The following is a 21,990-nucleotide window of genomic DNA, read 5'->3' on the forward strand; positions in this document are numbered from 1 at the left end:
GCGAATGGCAAGCTGCGGTTCCAGGCGTGGCCTTGCGCCATGTCCGGGCGGAACTCAAAGCGAGATTGACGATCACCTGCAAGAATTGCATGCGGCCTACTCCGATCGAAAATATGTGCTCTTGTGCGTTGCAGCATGAGACGCTTAGCACCCCCAGCGACGCACGGCCATAACCCTGCGTTTCGAGACGAGAGTATCAGCCAAAACGCGAGCCTTTCCTTCAAGCCGATCATGGTCACGAAGCCGAAGCGCCACGACCATTTGTCAACATGGCCTATGCGGCGAGCGGCAAACTCAAGACCATGATGGTTCCGGCCGCGGTCGTGCTCGCGACATCGAGCGTGCCGCCATGCACCTGGGCAATCGAGCGGCATATCGCAAGACCCATTCCTAGCCCGGCCGCTTTTGTGGTGAAGAAGGGGCTGAATATCCTGTCGCGATCCTTGGGCGAAATGCCAGCGCCGCTGTCTTCTACCGTCGCGACCACGAAGGCATCACGCACGAAGGTGGTTATCCTGAGTGTGCGGTTGCCGTCGAGATGGCACATGGCTTCCCAAGCGTTGGTAATCAGATTGAGTACGACCTGCTGCAGTTGAACGCTGTCGGCGAGGACCGTCGCACCGGCATTCAGCATCCGCTCGACCACTACCGCCGATTCTTCGATATCGGAAGCGACCATAGCCAGAACATCGGCAACGATCCCGTCCAACTCGATCAATTCGAGATTTGCCGAAGTCTCCTTGGCCAGCGAACGCACCGCTTTGATGATATCACCGGCCCTCAGTCCCGCCTTCTCGATCTCTGTGAGGTTTGTCTCCACTTCCTGCAGTTCGGGCGGGTTCGCTTTCATCCAGCGAAGGCCAGCGCCGGCGTTTGAAACGATGATGGAAAGCGGTTGATTGATCTCGTGTGCGATTGATGCACCAAGCCCTCCGAGCACATGTAGGTGGGAGGTCTTGATGAGTTCCGCGCGAGCGGCGTGCAGGGCAGCTTCCGTCTGGAACCGGCGGGTACTGCGCGCCATCAGATCTGCAAAGAGCCGGGATGTCTGCAGCGACGTTGCCGCATAGTCGGAAAACAGCTCCAGCGTCGAGGCAGCTCCTGTCGAAAATACATTCGCAGAGACGTTGTTTTCCAGGTAGACGAGCGCCACGATCACGCCCTGGGTCATCAGAGGCAAACAGAGCAGCGACCGTGCCGGATGAATCGAAAGGCTGTGCCGATGATCGGTGCCCGCCTCGCTCATTGCGTCACCGTAATGCACGGTCTTTCCGGTGCGAAATGCGAGGTCGAGGACCGACAGCGGAGCCTGGCCGGCGTCGAGCGGTGTGCTATCAATCTCAACCCGCACCGCACCGTCGATCACATCTGCCCTGGCCTCGACTGTGAAACCCTGGGCGCCGGGCGACAGGAACAAGCCGTATCTGGCACCGGTGCGTTGCATGACGTCGCCCGTGATCCGCTTAATGAGCTTCCTGAGCCCCGGCTCCTCGGCAAAGCCAGGTGAAATCGGATAGGCTACGGCTCCGGGCGCAGCCGTCTGTCCGGCTCTTCCGGTTTCGACGGCGAAGTCTTGAGAGAGGCGTTTGACCTTGGCTGTGGCTCCCCAACTGCCATAGGCTTTGAGCGCGGCCTCGACATGCGCCTGTGATACGAAAGCGAGACCATTGGAACGGGCGTGACGGGCCGCAAGCTCGTGGGCAAGCCCTTGTTCGTGGAGGAAGCCCGCCGCGCTTGCCGCCTGAGCCGACCGCTCGAAAAGGTTCAACGCTTCCGTATCCCGCCCTTCGACGCGGGCGATCTCAGCATCAATCAGGAGGAGCTTATTGTTGAACGTAAATGGATTGTCGTCGGCAAAGCCGGCAATCGCGGCCCGATGGCACTGTGCGACCTTTTTGGCGTCAATGCCGGCGCCCGTCGCTGTCAGCGCGGAGTAAAGATGGAGATCAGACAGATGGATGTGAGCAGGGCTTGCCCAGATCCAACTGCTGGCTGCTTTCAGCGATCTTGCTGCGTTCTCGAGATCCCGATGGAAGAAGGCCGACACGCCTTCGAACAGATACTTCCAGAAGATCAGCGGGGACATGGCCGTCGACGCTGTATCTTCGTGGAAGTTTGCGATGCTGTCAGCCATATAGCCGTTAGTGGTTAGTGACCGCGCATAGGCCAATTGTGTTTTCAGGATCTGTTCCACATCGTGAAACTTCGTTCGACGAGCGATGACAAGACCGCGACCGATCTCGTCCTCGACCAGGCTCAGATTCTCGCCCATCGCAAGGAGGTCGGATACGACGTGGTTGCAGGCATAGCACGCCATGCTGAGGTCGCCGCTCATTCGCCCGAAATTGAACGCCTCGCGGGCACGGTCGAGCGCATAACTAAGTGGCATTGTCCAGACGCTCACCTGATCGAGCGCGACCAGGGTTGCGGTTTTGAACGAAATAAAGCCATGCCGGTCGACGATCGCCAGGGCCGCGCGCGCAAGCTCCACACCGCGCTTCTTTGCGTTGTGGCGGCTTGCGATCGAGACGCCGAACCATGCCAGGGCGTAGCACGAAGAGCCTGTTACGCCGTGCTGCAGAGTGAGCTCGACCATCTTTGAAAGATGTAGGAACATTAGCCCATCATTCGAGAAGAAGGATGACTGCAGCGTCGAGAGGAGCTCCATCGACGCTTCGATGCCGGGTGAGTCCAGAAGAGGCAGGTCGATCAGCCTTTCTGGGCCGAGTTCATCGATCTGCCGGCTTACAGTTTCGTAAGCTCGATCGAGTTCCGCTTCGCTGGGACTGCGCGGCAATTCGATGCCGAGTTCGCGTAGACCAGAAAGGGCAATTTCAACGGCCTCGTCAAACCGGCCGCGCAGTGTCATCAGGACCGCCTGCATCCTCAGACCTCGGGCTCGCTGAAGGTCGGTAGTGGCTGCAGCGACAAGGCATTCCAAATCACTTTCCGCCAGCTTGGAGCCGAAGTCTTCTAGAAGGCATTCGCATCTGAGGGCGCGCAACTCCCAGATCTGTGCGTCCGATGTCACATCGTCGCGATACAGGCAGGTCGCCGCGTCCAGATAGGCAAAAGCACTGTCGTGGGCGCCGACACGCCTGGCAAGTCGTGCCGCGTTCGCAAGAACGGCCGCGAAAGGGAACCGCTCGCGCACGGCAAGGTCGCTGTCGACAGCTTTGCAAATCTGGTCGGCCAAGGACAGGAGGCGCTCGTGCGTTGCAGCGTAACCCAGATCCACCATCGACTTGGCGATGCACGCATGATCATCCGCAGCGGAGCCGCCGTAGACGAATTCATAAGTCTCGGCTTGCAAGGTGTCATGGGCGAAGCTCCACGCCTCTTTATCCAGGCGGATGAGATCGGCCGTGACGGCAGGCCGGAGGGTGTCGGCCAGTTCCTCCTCGCCAACGGCGAGGCATTTTGCCAGGAGGGCCGCATTCGCCGTCGTACCGATGCAGGCGGCGAGGTGTAGGCTTTGCCGCACCGTGGCGGGAAGATCCTCGATCCGGGCCCTGATGAGGGAATGCATGTCACGCGCATCGTCATCGAGGGCAGGCAAGGCTTGGTTCAGTGTTGCGCTGGTGTCCGGCCGGCCATTTTTCTCCTGATGGTTGACCAAAAGGCTGACGTGAAAGGGGTTGCCGGCCGTCTCGGCATGAATGTCGAACGCGAAGTGGGACGCCATCCCCTCGGGATAGGTGTTTTTCAGAAGCTCGCGGATGGCTTCCTGCCTCAGTCCGAGAAGATCGATCTTGGTAACAGCTAAGGCGCCGTTATGTAGATGCTCTATAAGACGGTGGAGGGAACCGTCGACTTGGCTGTCGCAATAGGTGCCGACAAGCAGCATGTCTTGCTGCGCGCTGGTCGCAAACATCTGAACGAAGTCGAGAGAACCCCGGTCGAGCCATTGCAGATCATCGAGAAAGATGACGAGTGGCTGGCCTGGTCGGGTATGGCGCTGGAATTCCTCGATCAGGCGGCAATGCAGGTTTTCCTGAACTTGTGCCGAGGGTAGCGATACCATCGTCTCCAGCTCTTTTGGCGCAACTTGCATCTCCGCCGCTAAATGCAGCTCAGGATGAAGGAGGCCGCGGCGAGGGCTGGCCGAAATCGACCGAAGCGCCTCGAGCAGTGCGAAGTAGGGTACGCGGGACTGAGCCTGGCCGGCCTTTCCCATTGCAACCGAAGGTTTTTCCGACAAGAACTGGCGTGCGAGTGCGGTTTTTCCCACGCCGGCAGCGCCCGATATCAGGACGATCTCGCAATATCCTGTCCGCGACACCCGGGCATATGCCTGCTCAAGCAGTGCCAACTCCAGGTCTCGGGCGATAATGCGAGGCATGTCCATGCGAATCTTTCTTCGTGCGTACCCGACCAGCTCCGGAGGTGTGGAACTCCAAGAACTCCGATCGAAAGTGCGCGCTTTTGTGCATTGCGGCATGAAACGCATAGCACCCGCGGCAGCCCATCGCCAATAACCCCTGGTTTGAAGACGAGAGTTTGCGCCAAAATGCGAGACTTTCCTTCAAGCGGATCATCATTGCGACCCTGAAGTGCCATTTTTGTCTTTTCGCCGACAGAGCGCATCAAATTCGTGGCGTCCCGGAAGCACGCGGGATCGCCGGGAGACACTTTGCCCACAAATCGGCGTGCGGATGGGCGCGGCATGAAGCGGCACAACATGCGGCTTTAAAAAAGCCGTTGCCATTTGACGATATTGGGCTTGAGATCTGGATCCACCGCCGGCTTATGACGTGTGCTGTTCCTCTACGGCAACGGCTTGCCATCTGCGCCAAGCTGCTTGATCGTGCTGGTGCCGTCTGAGGCGACGGTCGCTTCGAGCCGCCGCCGACCTTCCGGGTCGATCAACACCATGCCTGAGCCTCCAGCATTGTTGAGGAATAGATACGAGGACGCACCACCGGGGCGGTCAAATTTTACATGTGCGCCCTTGTCGTCGATCTCCATCGTAGCACTCGGTCCGCCGGATATCGGGTTATCCAGCGACACCGCCGGACGGCCGGCGGTGTCGAGCATGACGCGGGCTCCGTTGTCGCCATTTTCTTGCATCAGGAGAATGACAGGAACGCCATCTTTCGCCGACAGCAAAATGCGTGGGTTCCCCTGGGCGTCGACGATACGAATTTCCTGAGTGGTGATAGGGGGCGGCGGAGGCAGGTCTGTCATCAAATGCTCCTTGGTTAAAGTTGCGGTTCACGATCGGAAAGATTCACGACGGGTATCGTGAACGCCAGCAGCGTGGCGGCAGAGGTCAGCAGCGCGATGCAGCCGAACACCCAACGAAAGGCTGCGATTACAACCTCCGCAGGCAGTGGCGGCTCGCCGGTCGATCCGCTGCCATCGATCAAGGCTTGAACACCCGACGACGATCCGGGAGCATAATGCTCGATTGCTGCCAATAGGATTGCCGTTGTAACAGCCGTCCCCATCACGCCGCCGACCGATCGCGAAAAGGACAGTGTTGCCGTCGTAGCTCCCAGACTGCTCCTTCCGCCAGCCCATTGCGCGAGCGTCTGTGCGGCGGGCATCGTTGTACCGAGCCCGAGCCCGAACAGGATAGACGCTGCGGCGATGGCGATCGGCCCGAGTGTCAACGCCGCGGGGAGTGCCGCAAATCCAATCGTCGCAACGGCCAGCCCCCATATGAGCGGCCCGCGCGGCAGGCCGGTGACCGATACGCGCGTCCCAGCCCAGGTCGACACCGCGACTTGTGCGAGCGTCAGAGGGATCAGCAGCAGCCCCGACAATGACGGCCCTATTCCGTAGGAAAGCTGCAGCAGCAGCGGAACCTGTACCAAGCTGGCAAAAAGTGCTGCTGCAAACAGCAGCACGCAGACCGCAGCGCGCCAGACCACCGGCTGTGCGATGAGATCCGGCGACAACAAAGGCTTCGCTATATGTCTCTCCACAGGCAGGACAAGCCCCAAGCCGATCACGCCGCATGCCAGTAAGAGGAGAATCGTCGCCGACCCCCAGCCGAGTGACGATCCAAGGCTCAGCGCGAGCAGCAGCGAGACCGTAGCGGCTGCGAACAACGTGGTGCCGATGAGGTCAGGCGAGAATTCGCCTTCGCCGCTATCGGCCTCCACCCGCCAAGCGGCGATGGCGGCAACAACGCCCAGAGGCAGATTGATCCAGAAGATCCATCGCCAGCCCGCATGCTCGGAAAGAAGTCCGCCTAGTACCGGTCCGATCGTGCTGGCCAGCGCAAACAAAGCTCCGAACCAGCCCTGAAAACGACCGCGTTCTCGGGGGCTGACTGCCGCGCCGATCACCGCTTGAGCAAGCGTCATCAATCCGCCACCGCCAAGTCCTTGCACGGCGCGCGCAATAATCAGAGTTGAGAAGCTCGGCGCCAAAGCGCATGCGACCGAGCCTGCGACAAACAGCGCTAGTGCACCGATCAGCGTCGTCTTACGCCCAATCGCATCGCCCAACCGTCCATAGATCGGCGCTGCGATGGTCGCAGCCAGCAGATAGGCAGTGACGATCCAGGCAATGTCGGCAAAGCTGCTGAACTGCGCCGCGATCACCGGCAGCGCCGTTGCAACGATTGTTTGATCGAGCGATCCGAGGAACATTGCGGGCGCCACCGACAGAAAAATGCCGACGAACCGCGTTGCCCCCGACGCCTTGTCGGACGGCATGCTGCCAATATTCGCAGCCTGGCTCGTACGATCGTCCGCCATTTCACGCGGTTCGCAACAGATATTTATGGCGGCCAGACAGCACGAGTTCACCCTTTTGGTTATGGACGGTGACATCTGTGGTGACTTCGCCCTTGCCGTCCAGCGGCGTCAATTCGATGATCTCAAGCGCGGAATAGAGGGTATCCCCGGCGTGGACCTCGACCAGGAACTTCGCCGTAAGCTCAGTGAAGGCGATGAAGATGGCACCGAAATTATGGGGCAGCAGCGTGGCGCCCGGCGCAGTGAAGGCCAGCACCTGCAAGCCATGAACGACTGGTGCCGGATGGCCGTAACGCTGCGCGTAGCCAGTATCATAATGGATGGGATGATTGTCGCACGATACCGTCTGGAAAGCCGAGGCATGCGCATCGGTCAAGGTGCGGCTGGGCGCCCTGAAGATCTCGCCGACCTTCAACTGGTCGAAACCACGAGCCGGAACGATCTGCCATGCCGTCGGATTGAAGTCGAAGCTCATCGTGGTCTCCTCAGGCGGGTTTGATCATGTCACGGGCATAGTCGAGACCAATGCCGTAGCCGCCGCCGTGGTCGACGACGATGCTTCGCGCAGCCTCGTATGTGTCGTGCCTTGTCCAGTCGCGCTGCATCTCGAGCAGAAACTGCAGCCATGAGGTCATGATCGCGCCTGCCTGCTCCAATCGCCGAAGTGCTGCGTCGTGGCTGGCAGGCGTCAGGCCGCCGCATGCGTCTGCGACGACGTAAACCTTGTAGCTGTCGGCGAGTGCCGACAGCACGGGGAAGCTGACACAGGCCTCCGTCAGCAGCCCTGCGAAGACAAGCGTCTTGCGGCCAGTGGCGACGATTGCCGCCTTGGCCGCATCGTCTTCCCAGAGATTCATATTGCGTCGCTCGATTGGGGTTACGTCGGTCAATACGGTCCGTAGCGGCGGCATGAGCGGCCCGCTGTAGACCTTGGATGCAGACGTGCTGACGACGACGGGAACCGAAAAGGCGGTTGCGGTTCGCGCCAGGGCCACGGCGTTGCTGCGCAGCAACTGCCGGTCCGCCGACCCGGCGGCAAAAGCGAGGCCCGCCTGTTCGTCGACCAGGACCAGCGCGCAATCAGCGGGAGTGAGAAGGGGAATATTGGCCATGACGGAACTCCATGAGATTGTTGAGAATGATACCGAGTGCAGGGTCGAGATCAGCACGGTCCGTGCTGCCCTTACTCTTTTGCGATCATCAGCCTTGCCGGGTTCGACCATGAAAAGCCGTCGCCGGTGGTGCTGTTTTCAAGCCGGAAAATAAGATCGGAGCTCCCGCTTCATCTTGTCGATTGCATTCGAACTTGTCGAATTGCCCTCACATCGCTCACAAAAACCTGGTTGTTAACCTGGTCTCTCGGCGGTCGGTTCGGCCGGAGGCGCAGTGGGCATTATCACCGTGGACGGAAATCCGACATGGATTCGTTCAAGCCCCAATCGTTTGTACAAGCTCGAGACAAATGAGTGGAGTACGTCTGAGCCCCACTGCTCAGTGCTGGCTCCGCCGAAGCTGGAAGCGATCGACGTTTTGCGCAACGGCGGTACGGAATGCACCAGTCCCGGCAGATGGAGAGTTCACATGAAGTCGAAGAGCTACGCGATTTACGCCAATGGCATCCGACAACACATTGTTGAGGCAGGTGAAGGTCCGCCGGTTTTCCTGCTGCATGGCTTTCCTGAAACGAATTATAGCTGGCGCTTTCAAATGCCGGTCCTCGCACAACACTATCGGGTCATCGCTCCTGATCTGCGCGGCTACGGAGAAACCGACAAACCGGCGACCGGCTACGACAAGCGCAATATGGCTCGTGATTTATGCGAACTCATGCAGGCGCTTAATATCCCGAAAATCGCCCTAGTGGGACATGACCGCGGCGCTCGCGTGGCAACCAGGTTCTCAAAAGACTACCCCGATCTAATAGACCGTTTGGTGGTCATGGATAATGTCCCGACAAGAGTGGTCGCTCGCGACATTGATGCCCGGATCGCAAAGGCTTACTGGTTCTTCCTTTTCCATCTCGTTCCTGATTTGCCCGAAGCGTTGATAGCAGGGAGAGAACATATCTGGCTGCGGCACTTCTTCTCCGATTGGTGTTATGACCCAGCCACGATCTCTGGAGAAGCATTCGACACCTATGTGCGAGCATACCAAGCGCCCGGCGCACTTCGAGGTGCCATGGCAGACTATCGCGCCAACCCGGAAGATGTTGCTCAGGATCTTGAAGATGCCGACATCAAGATCTCCTGCCCGGTCATGTCTCTCTGGGGCGCTGATTTCCACACCGTTGGAAAGTTGTTTGATATGCCCAAGGTTTGGGCCGAGACGGCAGAGGACCTGGAAGTGCATGCCATTCAGGAATGTGGGCATCTGCCCCAGGAAGAGCAACCTGAAACCGTCAATCGACTGCTGTTCGACTTCCTCGCGCCATGGCGCGGCTAACAATGGTGTCGTTCCACATCGCCGCCGTTTGCGTCGGCCTGTCGGCTCGCGTTCTCAATGGAGAGAGGCCGCTTCACATTGTCAATCCGCAGGTGCTGGGCCAATCAAGTGCAAGGCTGTGAAACCTAGCTCGCGCCAACAAGACGGCGAGCAAGACCAGATTGCCTGTCGACTGCAGCATCGTCGGCCGCAACATAAATATAAATAACGGAGGAACTCAGTTTGTCGCTTGAATCAAAATATGAGTTCCTCGTGATCCTGATAACCGCCATTCTAGTTCTGGAGCTTTTGGCGAAGCTACTACGGTTACCGCCAGCTGTCGCCCTCATCGCCGGCGGGATGGCCCTTGCGTTGGTCCCTGGCGTGCCCGAAATTGATATCGATCCAGATTTTGTGATGGTGGTCTTTTTGCCGCCTTTGCTGATGAGCAGTGCCTATTTCACTGTTTGGCGCGAGATCCGGAGACATTTTTGGGCGATTGCGTCTCTGGCATTGGGCGCGGTTGCATTCACGACACTAGGTGTCGGCTTCGTATTTCATCTTCTTCTACCGCAATTCCCTTTGGCCGTCGGATTTGCGCTCGGTGCGATTGTTTCACCACCCGATGCGGTAGCCGCTGGCGCGATCTTGGAACGACTCAATCTGCCTAATCCGATTACCGCTGTTCTTGAAGGAGAGAGTCTCTTCAATGACGCAAGCGGCCTGGTCTTTTTGCGATTTGCGGTGGCAGCGGCCTTAACGGGAAGCTTCAGCGCTTCCCAGGCGGTGGCGTCATTTGCATGGCTAGCATTGGGCGGTGTGCTCGTCGGCCTCGCGGGAGGTTGGCTAGGGCTTCTCGTCATTCGCAAGCTCCGAGACAGTGAACTGATCATTACGGCAACTCTGCTTTTGGCTGCGGTATCCTATATCAGTGCCGAGTCGGCGGGCGTTTCAGGTGTTTTGGCCACCGTGACGACCGGGTTGCTGCTTGGCTGGCATCAACACGAGGCGTTCGCGGCATCAACACGTGTGCAAAGCCAGGCTTTTTGGAAAACACTCGTGTTCTTGATGGAATCGCTTCTATTCATCCTAATCGGCTTATCGTTGCGAGGGGTCTCCGAACGTATTAGCGGGTTGCCCGAATACATCATTCCCATCGCAGGAGTTGTGCTGACTGTTGTATTCGCCCGCTTTGTCTATCTGGGAGGTTCCAACCTGTTTGTCGCCGTCGTGAGGCGGAACGGCAGGATGCCGAAAGCGAAACAATCTTTGGCGGCTACGATCGTCATGGGTTGGGCAGGTATGCGAGGTGTCGTTACCCTGGCAGCGGCGCTGTCACTTCCGGTCGGGTTTCCTGGTCGCGATATTGTATTGGTCGCCGCCTTTGCGGTCATTATATTCACGGTGTTAGTGCAGGGTATAACGCTTGCTCCACTCATTCGGTTGCTAAAAATAGCCAATCCTCAGGATGACATTCTCATCCAAGAACATGATGCGTCTGCTTGGAAGCAGGTAGCCGAAGCACAGTATCGTGCGGTTCAAATCCTCTCTCGAAGGCCTGATGGAAGCGAACAGCATCCTCGCTTGGTGGAGCAGTATGAGCATCGTGCACGGGCGGCCGCACAGTACCTCGAGGACCGGGGGACGCATGAATTGATCAAAGCCGATCACTTCGATGCGGTTCTCGCAGCGATCAGGGCCGGCCGGGCGGAAGTCATCCGGATGTATAGATCCGGCGAGATACGTGATCGCGTTATGCGCGACCTCGAACACGAACTGGACCTCCAAGAAATCGCCGCGGAAAATCGAAAGTAACCAGCCATGCGGAGTAGTGATCTTCACGGCCATTTCGGTGGCTGATTTGGAGTACCGAAAATATCACTGTTTCGTGGGCGTCCCGAAACGGTGCAGAGCCGCGACTGCAGTGCCGCCTAAGCCACTAGCTGCAATGACTGATGACGATCCGGATTTAGCCGCGGCGTTGAGGAGTCCTGTGCGCTCGACGAGGTATTGGATGGTCGCGAATGTAGGCCCTATACGACGGTATATTCTCGTCATGCGGATGGATTAGTTCTTTCCGCTGCAAGCTTTGGTAATTCTTCAAGCCAAGATTCCTATTGGAAAGGCAGCCCGGTCAGCTTTGCCCGCGTCTGGGTTCGTGTGTTCGCAAGAGGTCGAAGGCGCGTACAAGTTTCGAATGAGGTGTAGCTTTGATTTCAGCCATCATTAACGGGACTTCTGTTGATCTCGACGGTCCTCCTGACATGCCCCTCCTTTGGGCCCTGCGAGATCTCTTGGGGCTAACTGGAACCAAGTTCGGATGCGGAATCGGCCAGTGTGGGGCGTGCACTGTACAGATCGACGGTAAACCAACGCGCTCGTGCATGGTGCCGATTGGCGAGTTGAACGGCGACGTAACCACCATCGAGGCCATCGGGGCGACAGTCGAAGGCAAACGCATCCAAAACGCTTGGCTGTCGCTTGAGGTGATCCAGTGCGGGTACTGCCAGTGCGGGCAAATAATGGCCGCATCCGCGCTGCTCGCCAAAAACCCACATCCAGATGATGCTGCGATCGATGCCGCCATGTCGGGAAACATCTGCAGGTGCTGCACCTATCCCCGCATCCGCCAGGCTATCAAGCTCGACTTTGTACATTATGCAGCGAAGCAAAGTGCTTGTGTCATCCGCTTGAGGCGGCTTGGTTGAGTTTCAGGAATGTCCGGGTCTGGCGGGTGCTGTCGATAAATATCCTGATCCCACAGGATCATGCGAACCGCACCGATGGCATCGGAGAAGGTGAACTCTGTTTTCTTGTACCAGGCGGCGGCATAGGGAAGGACGCCATGACCGAGCAGATCGCATGCCCAGAGTGTGACGAGGCTGTAGAGCGCCAGCAGCGACGGGGTCGTGCGCATGATGGCTTTGTCGTTCCACTGCCGTTGGGTTTCCACGCCAAGATGCGCTCGCGTTTCGGCGAAGGTGACCTCGATCTGCCAGCGCCGAACGAAATAGGCAATGATCTGAGCGGGCTCAAGGTTGACGTTGGTGCTCATGAACGCCTGGGGTTCACGACGGCCTGATGGATCGCGAACGAGAACCCAGCGAATTGGTCTTGGGGGCGTTCCACGCCGATACCAGAGGCCGGTTCCTGATGTGACATCAAGGGTTTTGTCGGTTTGCTTGCCGTACCAGGACGATGCGACGATGCGCTGCCACTCGGTCTTTGCGTCTTTGAGGAGCGTTTTCAGTTTCGGCAATGGCCTGCCTTTTTGCGCCGGTCGCCCGAGCGTATGTTCGTGCCGTTGATCTGGTGGAGCAAAGAGACTGGCATCCAGACGCAACCGCGTGATGAGAGTGGCCGTGTCGGGAAGAGCCGCAGCCAGTGTATGAACGGCAAAGCTGCTATCGCCGACAAAGATGATTTCGCGGCCCGGCAGCCAGCGGCAAAGCTGCAAGACGCCTTGCCTTGCCCAATCAGTCAGCAGCTTGTGCTTTCGGCCCTTCTTCTGATCATGGCGCTCAGAGGGACACAGGATCGTCAGCACCGGCAGGGCTTTAATACATTTTGCCCATGGGACAGGTGAAAGAACCATGAAGCTCAACCATCTCAAGCCGCTGGCTTTGACAAAGTGGCCATGGCTGGAGCGCACCGGGTCACGATAAATTCCACGCGCGGCGATGCGTTGGCCCCAACGCCGTTCGATTGTATCATCCATGCCAATCACGACAGGGCCCTCGGGCACGAGCCGGGCAACAATGATGGACAGCAGACGGGCCGCCAACGTGCGAGGGTTCCAGCGGGCTCGGTTGAGGAGTTGATGATAGGCGGCAAAATTACTTACCTCCGCGCGTCCGGTGATGCGCAGGCAGGCCGTCACCGTTCGCTTGCCAGGCGAAAGGAGCGCACCCATCACCAGGACCAGCAGATGCTCCCAGCTTGGCGCGGTAAACCAGAAACGAAACGGCGACAGCCATTTGCGAAGGATGTGGGGGACCGCGTCTCCCGGCTCACGGCTACAATCATGTTGTTCGCTCATCCATTCGTTCGAATCCGATCAAACGAATGGCGCAAGGCCGGGACCCTGCGGCGAATTGATTCACCCAGGGCTGCTCAGATGCCCCCGAAATCACCACCGATTTTGTACAAAGTCGAGATCAAGGAGGCGAGATGAAAGGCGTAACACTCATGGGAGAGAACGATCTTCCGACCTTTACGCGCAGGCACTTTCTCTTCGGTGGCTCTCTGTTGATAGGCTTCTCGTTGTCCAATCCCGCAAAGGCTGTGGTCGCGGAAGACAAAATTGCTGCAAGCGGTGCGCTCGACGCCGCGGCAGCCGGCTTCGACGGTTTTGTTCCGGACGGATTCATAAGGATCGCCCGCGACGGACGGATCATTTTGGTCGTTCCGAGCGCTGAAATGGGGCAGGGCATCGCAACGACCGAGGCTATGTTGCTTGCCGAAGAGCTCGAGGTCGGGCTGGATCAGATCGAGGTGGCGCTCGCACCAGCGGATCCGCTGGCATACAATCAGGCTATTCTAAAAGGGCAGGTCACCGGCGGGTCAACGTCCGTTCGAGCATTCTACACGCCCTTAAGGAAGGCAGGCGCGGCTGCGCGCATGATGCTGATCAATGCTGCCGCCCAATCCTGGGGAGTAAACCCGGCGGAGTGTGTAGCGAGCCGAGCTATTGTTTCCCACCAACCCAGCGGCCGACAAGCCGTGTTCGCATCGCTCGTCGATGGTGCGCGTCAACAGAATATTCCACAGGATATTCCTTTAAAGCCACCGCGCGAATTCAAGGTCATCGGCAAGCCGCTCAAACGGGTCGATACGCCCGAGAAGGCCACCGGTGCAGCCAAATTCGGTATCGATGCGGCCGTGGAGGGAATGCGGTTTGCAGCCGTGTCCATCTGTCCCACGATAGGTGGGACCGTGAAAACAGTCGACTCAGCGGCGGCTTTGGCCTCGTGGGGCGTCATTGACGTGATTCAGATCGATGACGCAGTCGCAGTTATCGGCACCAACTATTGGGCAGCCAAGAAGGGCCTGGACCTTCTTGCGGTGGAGTGGAACGAGGGCTCAAATGCATCGCTTTCATCGGCCGAGCTGATTGACGGCCTGAAAAACGCAACAGCCACGCCTATCATCGGAAAGGCGATTGGCGATCCCGATGCCGCCTTAAAAGCGCATAAGCGGATTGATACCGTCTATCAGCTGCCATACCTGGCGCACGCCGCGCTAGAGCCAATCAATACCACCATCCACGTTCGACCGGACGCCTGTGATGTATGGGTCAGTACGCAGGTTCCGGAGATTGCACGCCAGGTCGTTTCGGAGATCGTCGGCCTTCCGCTGGAGAAGGTATCGGTTCATCCCCACTTGATCGGCGGCGGTTTCGGTCGACGCCTTGCCGTCGACACCATTCAGCACGCCGCGCGCCTAGGCAAGCTTGTGAGCTACCCTCTCAAGATAATTTGGACCCGCGAGCAGGATATCATGCACGATCGGTTCAGACCTGCATATTATGATCGGGTCTCTGCAGCCTTGGCTGAGGACGGCGCGCCTTTGGCTTTCATTCATCGGGTGACCAGTTCCACTGTGCGCCCCTACTACGACCGACAGCTTTGGCCAGCGGAAAAACTTGATCCTGATGCGCTCGTCGGCTCCGACAATATGCCATACTCCATTCCACATGCCAGATGGGAATGGGTTCGCCAGGACAGCCCCGTCGCTTTGAACTGGTGGCGCGGCGTTGGCGAGGGTCACAATGTTTTCGTTGTCGAAAGCTTTATCGATGAACTGTCCGCTTTGGCCGGAAAAGATCCGATTGCCTATCGCCAGGCGATGCTATCACAAAACCCCCGAGCTGCAGCAGTCTTGGAAAAAGCCTCGGATGCATCTGAATGGGGAAAGCCGCTCCCTTCGCGAATGGGACGTGGCGTTTCTCTGCATCAAAGTTTCGGAAGCTTTGCCGCCTTGGTGGTGGAGGTCGAAGTCAGTGAGCAAGGCGTAGTCCTTCTGCGGCGAGCAACAGCCGCTGTTGATTGTGGGGTGCCCATCAATCCGGACAGTATCGTCGCGCAAATTCAAGGCGGAACACTGTTCGGTTTGTCAGCGGCCCTCTACAACGGCATCACCTTTGCAAATGGCCGGGTTCAGCAAAGCAACTTCCACGATTACAGGCAGATCCGTATGAACGAGGTTCCGCCGTTCGAGGTCTTTGTGATGCCGAGCACAGAAAACCCGGGAGGACTGGGTGAGGTCGGAACTGTTTCCGCACCGGCTGCGCTGACGAACGCGATCTTTGCGGCAACAGGGGTCAGACTTAGATCATTGCCCATAGACCGTTCGCTCCTCGTGACAAGCCACGTCGCCGGGCAAACCGACCAGGTGTCACAATGATGCTGCGCCGTGTTCTCGCTGTTACTGCCGTGGTTGCCGGAATAGGGGTTCTGACCGCTATCTGTTTTTTCTTCTGGCCCCACCGATTGCCCACGGTCTTAGCGACCGCCTCTCAGCCTCAAGGTGAGGACCTCATTGCGCGCGGAAAATATCTTGTCACCGCATCAGACTGCGAGGCGTGTCATACCGCGCCCGGAGGCAAGCCGTTTGCCGGTGGCCTTGCCTTCAAACTGCCATTTGGGACCATTTTTTCGCCGAACCTAACGCCCGACATGCAAGCGGGTCTAGGTAGCTGGAGCGACGCGGAATTCGTTCGCGCCATGCGCTCGGGCGTGGGGAAACATGGAGAGGATCTATATCCCGCATTTCCCTACACCTCGTATGCGTTGATGTCGACCGACGACATTTTGGCAGTAAAAGCATATCTCGGGACCTTGCAGCCGCAGCGAAATCCGTCGCTGCCTGCGCAGCTTTCCTTCCCATTCAATCAGCGATGGCTCATGAGGGGTTGGAAGCTGCTATTCGTCCCTTGGCATCCGTTTGAGCGCGACGCCAATAAGGACGATCGGTGGAACAAGGGTGCATATCTGGTGGAGGCGCTCGCACATTGTGGCGAGTGTCACACACCACGCGGTCTCATGTTCGAAAAGGAGCAAGCGCGAGCACTTTCCGGCGGCGACGTCGATGGTTGGAAAGCGTGGAACATCACATCGGATCGCGAAAATGGAATCGGTGGCTGGAGCGACCAAGATCTCGTCGCATATCTTTCAAAAGGATATGTTCATAGGCATGGTCCCGCTTCCGGGTCGATGCGCCAAGCCATCGACCTTAGCCTGAGCAGGCTTCCAAAATCGGATATCGAGGCAATCGTTTCATACCTTCGCACGGTGCGTTCTCTGCCCAGCAGCTATCCCAAGGTGACGGTGAACAATCTGGTGCCAGCTATTCAGTCAGCTCAGGCTTGGTCTCCTGGACTGAACAAGCAGGACGGGCTCGGATTGCGGATCTTTGAGGGCGCTTGTGCAAGCTGCCACGGCTTTGATGGCTCTGGGCAAAACGCGCCATGGGCTTCGCTGGCCGGATCGCATAGCGTGAATGATCCCGCAGGCTCAAATCTGATCCGGCTCATTCTGCAGGGTAGTTCCGATTCAACCCACAACCCCACAACGACGATGCCAAACTTTGCCGCAGCCTATTCCGATGCTGAGATAGCTGCGGTGGCAAACTACGTGATCAATCACTTCGCAGGCCGGAACGGGAAAGTGACGCCGAGCGACGTAGCAAAAGCGCGATAAAGAACCACCTTAGTCGTCAGCTCGATCCTAGAACGGCGGGCCTTCAAAAAGGCGCTCGAATGATTTGACTGACGAGATCGCAACCGTTTTCTGGTGAGGCTGCTGACTTGTTTGGGACACGTGGGTTCCATAGATCGCCTTGCCTAAGAGAGCGCTTTGAGATCGGCGAGGTCGTTCTCGGTATGCTCTCCACTCGCAATCGCGCTCCTTTTAGACGCAACGATCAGTGCTTTCGACATGAACGGTAGTCGAAGCCCATCGACCTCGATAATTTTTCTTGTCTCAAAGATCTGGTTCAGATCCATCCCGTGAAAATCCGTCAAGATATCGAGACGCCGTCGGCCGTCCTGAGTTTTGGCACCTGCCTCTTCGAGTGCAGCAATCTTCGTATCGTTGAAACGGATCCAGTTTAGTTGCACATCGATCAAACGTGCGAGGTTAGTGCGCGTTTGACGGATGAGAATGTCGATGTCCTCTCGCGCCCGCCGATATCCGTGTGCATTGACTGCCGTGCCTCCCACGATGACGAATTCCACGTTGGCATCGATCAATGCTTGCAGCAGTTAACGTTCGCTCGCGCTGAGCAATGACATCGTAGCGTCACACATCCTTTCTGCAGCCTTTTTGTTGATTTCTAGTAGGAGCTGACCCGGCGGATCGCGATATTTCCATCAAGATTTGACCCATATCTGAAACGTCCTCCGCGGGATTTAGGAGAGGGCTCTGGAGTGATCAACGTGGCCTTACCGAGTGTAACCCGACGCTGATTTTCGAGAGCATCTATCGGTCCGGGAGATCCGCCGCCCGCCCGATCTGTCCCGGAATACCATCGCAAATAACTGCCCGGACAATCTACCGTCTGTTTCGAACGCAAACGCATGTCTGCTTTCCTGGCCACGCTTTCGGGAAGCCGCCAGTCCGCTCCCGGCCCGATGTCAGTCCTTCCGTTGAAGGCTAAGCAAATTCAGCTTACGCCAAAAAGGGAAACGATTCCCGGTTTGGCGCTACCATTCATATTGCAATGTACAAGTCTCTGTAGGTTCAGGCCCCCGCAACCAAATCCACGCTACAGTAGCCGAATACTGCGCTCCGGTGCGCTAAGGCACTACGATCGACGGCCACTTCATCCCTGTCATGCCGCTGTTACCAGATGTTCGTTTTATGATGTATCACCGAATGGGCGATACCGCGTGTCCCCTCAAGGACCGCTTGGCGGAGCAACTCAATGGGATGGGACGACTGGGGGTAGACTCGCAGTCACTTCGCCTGTCCGATCTTGTAAAGCCACCTCCCTCTCAGGGCCCGCTGCGGGGTCTCCCTGCAGATGGGGGGTGTGCGGGCGATCGCATCGCCGGCCAGGGCTTTCCCCCGCAAACACGTCTTTCTGTAAAACGGAAACACGCCGATCCAACTGTCAGGAATTCCTAGCCGCCAGCAATACCTGCATAGGGAGGAAACCCATGGTTGCAGACCTATCAAGCGGGGAGAATCAAAAATCACGCACATGCGCCATAGTCATCAAAATTCATTGCGTGTAATTGTCTTTCAGGCGATGCTCTTCCTAATGGGTCTCAGGCGCGAGCATCGAAAATCATGGAACAGGGACAGAAGAAGCCGTTTTCAGGGCCGGTCAGCGTTCTTCACGGCCGCTGGCTGCCGAAAACGGCTGTCCCGGTCGGTTATGCCGCTCTGATTGACGCCTTCGATCTGGCCGTGCCGATCCCCATCACCCTCGCTGCGATTGGCCCCCGACATAAGGTCTATCAGGCGGAGGGCTGGAAACTCTATACGCCCCGCCATGAGCCCGAAGCCAGTCTGACCGGCCACCTGACCTTTGCGTTGCGCTACGAGGGGCTGGATCTCGCTGTCCTGAAAATGCTCTTTCGCGCGACGGGTCCAGAAGCCGTTGTCGAGATCGTTCGCGCGGCCCCGACCGGGGCCTATGCGCGACGGCTCTGGTTCCTCTACGAATGGCTGCTCGATCAGCCGCTCGATCTGCCCAACGCCACCCGCGGCACCTATGCCCTTGTCGTCGATCCTGAACAGCAATGGGCATCGGAGGGTGAGACCTCTTCGCGCCATCGTGTGAAAAACAATCTGCCCGGAACACCTGCCTGGTGTCCGATGATTTTCCGCACGCCGGAGCTGGACGACTTCGTCGCCCGGAATCTGGGCGAGGAAGCCCGACGCGTGATCGCCGAGGCTCCGGCAGACCTTCTGGCCCGCACCGCCGCCTTCCTCCTGCTCAAGGACTCGCGATCCAGTTTCCAGATCGAGGGCGAAGACCCGCCCCAGGACCGTATCCAGCGTTGGGGCCAGGTTATTGGCGAGGCGGGGCGCCGCCCAGTGGACCGCATGGAACTGGAACGATTGCAGCGCATCGTCATTGGGGATGCCCGCTTCGTTCACCTCGGCCTGCGTCAGGAAGGCGGGTTCGTCGGTGAGCATGACCGCGTGAGCGGTGCTCCGATCCCCGACCATATCAGCGCCCGGCATGAGGATCTGCCGGACCTGATCGACGGGTTGGCCGCCTTCGATCAGGGGCCGGCGGCCCGGCATCTCGATCCGGTCCTTGCCGCTGCCGCGCTCGCTTTCGGATTCGTCTATATCCATCCTTTCGAGGACGGAAACGGCCGCCTGCACCGCTATCTCATCCATCATGTGCTTGCCGAGCGTGGCTTCAATCCGCCCGGGCTGGTCTTTCCTGTCTCAGCCGTCATCCTCGACCGCATCGATGAGTATCGCCGCGTACTAGAAAGCTACTCGCGGCGTTTGCTGGCCCATGTCCGCTGGAGGCCGACCGACCGGGGAAATGTCGAGGTGTTGAACGACACCGCGGATTTCTACCGCTATTTTGATGCGACGCCGCATGCGGAGTTTCTCTTCCGATGCGTGGCGCGTACGATCGATGTAGATCTGCCGGAGGAGGCCAGGTTCCTGAGAACCTATGACGGGTTCAGGGCGGGCCTGTCGCTTATGATCGACATGCCGGATCGTCTGCTCGATCTACTTTTCCGCTTCCTGCGTCAGAATGGCGGGACGCTCTCGAAGCGGGCGCGGGAGAAGGAATTCGCCGCGCTGACAGAAGACGAGATTGCAAGGATCGAGGCGCTCTACGCGGAACAGCGGCACGATTGACGCCCTCCGAACCTCCAAGAGCGGCTGTATCGCTGCTAAATGGTGAGATGCGCTCTGAAATGCGTTGATAAACAAGGGAGTTTTCGCGTCTCAAGCCTGCAACCATTATTACTTGCGGCGAGCGCAAGTAATAATTAAATCCTGCCCGCAATCAAAACAGCCGAAAACGCACACGACGCGCTTTTTGCGGGGGGCGGCAAAATCTTCGGCGCTTCAATCGAAGCGCGAAAGGAAGCTGGACACCTTTCCCAAGCAGAGCGCCTTTTCTTCGACATGCGGCATGTGACTCGAGTTTTCGAATAGCACCCACTCGCATCCCCTGATCTTGTCGACATAGGGCCTCACAACGAGCGGTGTGGCCTCGTCGTATTTGCCTGAAATCAGGAGGGTAGGGGCTTCTATGAGATGCAGACGGTCTTCGATCGTCCAGTCCTTCATCGTGCCAATGACGTGGAATTCGGTCGGCCCGTTCATGTTGCGGTAGACGGTATTGTCCTCGTCCATGATGGCGAAGGTGCGCGCGACTTCGGGAGGCCATGGCGAAACGCGGCAGACATGGCGGTCGTAGAAGACCCGCGATGCGGTGATATATTCAGGATCGGTGATCGTACCGGCCTTCTCATGCTTCAAGAGCGTGTCCTGCACATCCTGCGGCAGCCCCTTGCGCAGACGGTTTGCTTCCGCAACCCAGGTGTGCATGTTGGCCGGCGAATTGGCGATGACGAGCGCCTTCAGCCCCTTCGGCCGTCGCACGGCGTGCTCGGCGCCGAGCATGCCGCCCCAGGACTGGCCGAGGAAGGCATGGCGATCCTGAATGCCCAGGTGGTTCAGGAGCGCGTCCAATTCTTCGAGGAAAAGATCAGGGGTCCAGAAGTCCGGCCCTTTTTCCGGCATTCGGGTGGAATTGCCATTGCCGAGCTGGTCGTAGTGAATGAGCGGCCGTCCGTCGATCTCGGTGATGCCCTTGAAGCTGTCGACGTAGTCGTGCGTGCAGCCGGGACCGCCATGGGCGACAACGAGCGGCAACTTGCAGCTGTCGAGCGACCCGGTGACGCGATACCAGGTTCGGTATTCGCGAAAGGGCAGGAAGGCTTCCTTCGACGCAATTGCGTTCACGTGCTTCTCCATGTCATGGCGATCGATGGAAAAGCATAACGCGGCTGAAAGAGGCGTGGCAGCTATCACAAGTTATAGGATGGGCGGTCCTCGAGCAGCCGGTAATGAGTGGCGCGCACGACCGCCTGGGTGCGGTTCCTGGCGCCGAGTTTCTTGGCCGCAGCGTTGAGGTGCATGACGACGGTGGGAACGGAGCGGTCGATGACGCGGGAGATTTCCTTGGCCGAAAGGCCCTCGGCGGAATAGCGCAGGCATTCGCGCTCGCGCTCCGTCAGCCTTGCTTTGCCGGTGCTGAACGTCTTCGTATCGAAGAGCGAATAGGCGGCCTCATGGAAAACGTGCGCGAGGAGGTTGAAGTCGGCGATGTAGCGCAGCGCGTGCCTTTCGAATTCCCGGTCGCCGCCGAACCGCACACCGGTGACGGTTGCATAGTCGCCGCGCGGCATATGCACCGGCACGGTAACGCCGGTCGACATATCCCTTTCACTTAGATAGCGCGCGACCGGGGCTGTGTCCTCGGTCATGAAACGGCGGATCAGTGTGTCTGCCTCCGCATCGTAATTCCAGAAGAAGGGGGTGGACGTGCGCAGCGCCACCTGCTGGACCGGATCGATGCGAAAATAACCATGATTGAACCAGTAATCATGCATGTCGTCGGAAATGTTGCGTAGTTTCAGCAGCGATGGAATCATGATTTCGCCGTCGAGATCGTAGGGCACCGGCGTATAATCGTAGATCAGCGCCTCGAAACCGATAGCCTTCATCGCTTCGAAGACCTGGTCGATCCGACCGTCCAGCGTTTCATGATCGGTGAACTGTCGTCTGATCGTGCCGATTTCGTCAATCATCGCTGGCTCCACAGGCCTCGAGCCGATCCTATCACTTCTTATAGCTGGCGCCCGACA

At 58.2% G+C, this 21,990-nt stretch carries 15 protein-coding genes; 6 read left to right on the top strand and 9 right to left on the bottom strand.

Translation table 11 applies throughout. The features are described 5' to 3' along the window. Positions 1–274 precede the first annotated feature (274 nt). The 5 genes from LPU83_RS69205 to LPU83_RS69225 form a co-directional block, all read right to left on the bottom strand. Complete coding sequence (locus LPU83_RS69205) at positions 275–4,348, bottom strand: trifunctional serine/threonine-protein kinase/ATP-binding protein/sensor histidine kinase (protein WP_040680959.1); 4,074 nt, start codon at positions 4,346–4,348, stop codon at positions 275–277. Between the two features lie 419 nt (positions 4,349–4,767). Beyond that, positions 4,768–5,187 (bottom strand): hypothetical protein, encoded by a 420-nt coding sequence (locus tag LPU83_RS69210; RefSeq protein WP_024315176.1) that lies wholly within the window; start codon positions 5,185–5,187, stop codon positions 4,768–4,770. Positions 5,188–5,201: 14 nt separating this feature from the next. Further along, positions 5,202–6,710, bottom strand: a complete 1,509-nt coding sequence (locus LPU83_RS69215; protein ID WP_024315177.1) for an MFS transporter — start codon at positions 6,708–6,710, stop codon at positions 5,202–5,204. A 1-nt stretch (position 6,711) separates the two neighbouring features. Beyond that, positions 6,712–7,185 carry a MaoC family dehydratase gene (locus LPU83_RS69220; protein WP_024315178.1) on the bottom strand — a complete coding sequence of 158 codons (474 nt, stop codon included), beginning with the start codon at positions 7,183–7,185 and terminating at the stop codon, positions 6,712–6,714. 10 nt (positions 7,186–7,195) lie between these two features. Continuing rightward, on the bottom strand, positions 7,196–7,822 hold the full coding sequence (locus LPU83_RS69225) for a hydrolase (protein WP_024315179.1): 627 nt from the start codon (positions 7,820–7,822) through the stop codon (positions 7,196–7,198). Positions 7,823–8,291: 469 nt separating this feature from the next. On the opposite strand from LPU83_RS69225, the gene LPU83_RS69230 reads away from it, so the two are divergent. From LPU83_RS69230 to LPU83_RS69240, 3 genes are all read left to right on the top strand, one after another. Continuing rightward, on the top strand, positions 8,292–9,152 hold the full coding sequence (locus LPU83_RS69230) for an alpha/beta fold hydrolase (RefSeq protein ID WP_024315180.1): 861 nt from the start codon (positions 8,292–8,294) through the stop codon (positions 9,150–9,152). Positions 9,153–9,374: 222 nt separating this feature from the next. Continuing rightward, positions 9,375–10,946: a Na+/H+ antiporter gene (locus tag LPU83_RS69235; protein ID WP_024315181.1), complete on the top strand. Its 1,572-nt coding sequence runs from the start codon at positions 9,375–9,377 to the stop codon at positions 10,944–10,946. Positions 10,947–11,341: 395 nt separating this feature from the next. After that, the gene (locus tag LPU83_RS69240; RefSeq protein WP_082321359.1) at positions 11,342–11,839 is read left to right on the top strand and encodes a (2Fe-2S)-binding protein; all 498 of its coding nucleotides are present in this window, start codon (positions 11,342–11,344) and stop codon (positions 11,837–11,839) included. Here LPU83_RS69240 and LPU83_RS69245 read toward each other — a convergent pair. Then, positions 11,788–13,170 (bottom strand): IS701 family transposase, encoded by a 1,383-nt coding sequence (locus tag LPU83_RS69245; protein ID WP_037068948.1) that lies wholly within the window; start codon positions 13,168–13,170, stop codon positions 11,788–11,790. The two genes, LPU83_RS69240 and LPU83_RS69245, sit on opposite strands and share 52 nt — an antisense overlap. 149 nt (positions 13,171–13,319) lie before the next feature. On the opposite strand from LPU83_RS69245, the gene LPU83_RS69250 reads away from it, so the two are divergent. Next, positions 13,320–15,536, top strand: a complete 2,217-nt coding sequence (locus LPU83_RS69250) for a xanthine dehydrogenase family protein molybdopterin-binding subunit (protein ID WP_208247402.1) — start codon at positions 13,320–13,322, stop codon at positions 15,534–15,536. Next, the gene (locus LPU83_RS69255; protein WP_024318327.1) at positions 15,533–16,831 is read left to right on the top strand and encodes a cytochrome c; all 1,299 of its coding nucleotides are present in this window, start codon (positions 15,533–15,535) and stop codon (positions 16,829–16,831) included. The genes LPU83_RS69250 and LPU83_RS69255 overlap by 4 nt, the downstream gene beginning before the upstream one ends. 143 nt (positions 16,832–16,974) lie before the next feature. Here LPU83_RS69255 and LPU83_RS69260 read toward each other — a convergent pair whose 3' ends face one another. Further along, positions 16,975–17,367: a hypothetical protein gene (locus LPU83_RS69260; protein WP_141652613.1), complete on the bottom strand. Its 393-nt coding sequence runs from the start codon at positions 17,365–17,367 to the stop codon at positions 16,975–16,977. A 1,057-nt stretch (positions 17,368–18,424) separates the two neighbouring features. Here LPU83_RS69260 and LPU83_RS69265 point away from each other — a divergent pair. Beyond that, entirely contained in the window at positions 18,425–19,969 is a 1,545-nt protein-coding gene (locus LPU83_RS69265; RefSeq protein WP_024318329.1) for a Fic family protein, read from the top strand. Positions 19,970–20,182: 213 nt separating this feature from the next. On the opposite strand, the gene LPU83_RS69270 is transcribed toward LPU83_RS69265, so the two are convergent. Both LPU83_RS69270 and LPU83_RS69275 read right to left on the bottom strand, forming a co-directional pair. Then, positions 20,183–21,097, bottom strand: coding sequence for a proline iminopeptidase-family hydrolase (locus LPU83_RS69270; RefSeq protein ID WP_029710438.1), 915 nt, complete (start codon positions 21,095–21,097; stop codon positions 20,183–20,185). Between the two features lie 53 nt (positions 21,098–21,150). Continuing rightward, on the bottom strand, positions 21,151–21,933 hold the full coding sequence (locus LPU83_RS69275; RefSeq protein WP_024318331.1) for a LuxR family transcriptional regulator: 783 nt from the start codon (positions 21,931–21,933) through the stop codon (positions 21,151–21,153). Between the last annotated feature and the right edge of the window lie 57 nt (positions 21,934–21,990).

Origin of the sequence: Rhizobium favelukesii (assembly GCF_000577275.2) — a bacterium.
GTDB lineage: Bacteria > Pseudomonadota > Alphaproteobacteria > Rhizobiales > Rhizobiaceae > Rhizobium > Rhizobium favelukesii.

What these genes read in the sequence shown, in the direction of transcription:
- LPU83_RS69215 (WP_024315177.1), bottom strand. Translation starts at nt 6,710, where the DNA reads ATGGCGGACGATCGTACGAGCCAGGCTGCGAATATTGGCAGCATGCCG.
- LPU83_RS69205 (WP_040680959.1), bottom strand. Translation starts at nt 4,348, where the DNA reads ATGGACATGCCTCGCATTATCGCCCGAGACCTGGAGTTGGCACTGCTT.
- LPU83_RS69230 (WP_024315180.1), top strand. Translation starts at nt 8,292, where the DNA reads ATGAAGTCGAAGAGCTACGCGATTTACGCCAATGGCATCCGACAACAC.
- LPU83_RS69255 (WP_024318327.1), top strand. Translation starts at nt 15,533, where the DNA reads ATGATGCTGCGCCGTGTTCTCGCTGTTACTGCCGTGGTTGCCGGAATA.
- LPU83_RS69250 (WP_208247402.1), top strand. Translation starts at nt 13,320, where the DNA reads ATGGGAGAGAACGATCTTCCGACCTTTACGCGCAGGCACTTTCTCTTC.
- LPU83_RS69220 (WP_024315178.1), bottom strand. Translation starts at nt 7,185, where the DNA reads ATGAGCTTCGACTTCAATCCGACGGCATGGCAGATCGTTCCGGCTCGT.
- LPU83_RS69270 (WP_029710438.1), bottom strand. Translation starts at nt 21,097, where the DNA reads ATGGAGAAGCACGTGAACGCAATTGCGTCGAAGGAAGCCTTCCTGCCC.
- LPU83_RS69265 (WP_024318329.1), top strand. Translation starts at nt 18,425, where the DNA reads ATGGAACAGGGACAGAAGAAGCCGTTTTCAGGGCCGGTCAGCGTTCTT.
- LPU83_RS69245 (WP_037068948.1), bottom strand. Translation starts at nt 13,170, where the DNA reads ATGAGCGAACAACATGATTGTAGCCGTGAGCCGGGAGACGCGGTCCCC.
- LPU83_RS69210 (WP_024315176.1), bottom strand. Translation starts at nt 5,187, where the DNA reads ATGACAGACCTGCCTCCGCCGCCCCCTATCACCACTCAGGAAATTCGT.
- LPU83_RS69225 (WP_024315179.1), bottom strand. Translation starts at nt 7,822, where the DNA reads ATGGCCAATATTCCCCTTCTCACTCCCGCTGATTGCGCGCTGGTCCTG.
- LPU83_RS69275 (WP_024318331.1), bottom strand. Translation starts at nt 21,933, where the DNA reads ATGATTGACGAAATCGGCACGATCAGACGACAGTTCACCGATCATGAA.